Origin of the sequence: Paenibacillus sp. 598K (assembly GCF_003851045.1) — a bacterium.
Classification (GTDB): domain Bacteria; phylum Bacillota; class Bacilli; order Paenibacillales; family Paenibacillaceae; genus Paenibacillus_D.
On the sequence record NZ_BFBX01000353.1, the window covers coordinates 1 to 505 of the forward strand.

The following is a 505-nucleotide window of genomic DNA, read 5'->3' on the forward strand; positions in this document are numbered from 1 at the left end:
ATCCATGCTCGCTGGAGGGCGCGCGGGACAAGGTGCGGACGATCAATCAGGACATGACCGGCGATCTGATCGTCTATCTGCTGGACGGAACGTATAACCTGACCGCGCCCTTGCAATTCCGGCAAGATGGCGCGACTCGCGACTCTGGCACCAAGGGCTACAACATCATGTACAAGGCCGCTCCAGGGGCTAAGCCGATCATCAGCGGCGGCAAGACGATTACCGGGTGGTCGCTGTATGACGCAGCAGCCAATATCTATCGGGCGCCCGGCGGCGCGGGCTTCAACACGCGACAGCTCTACGTCAATGGCTATCGTGCGGTGCGGGCGCGCGGGCCGATCTATCCAGCGGGCTGGACGCCTGTCGATGACGGCTACAACGTACCGGGTACGCCGCTCGCTGGCTGGGGGAACCTCACGGACATCGAGGTCCTCACCAACTACAAGTGGCAAAACCGCAGATGCCGGATCGCTTCGGTGACCGGCTCCAAGGTGACGGCGCCCTG

General features: G+C 63.0%; 1 pseudogene. It reads left to right on the plus strand.

The window, feature by feature from the left end:
- A pseudogene (locus tag PA598K_RS37040) lies at nucleotides 1-505 on the plus strand (hypothetical protein); the annotation flags it as partial.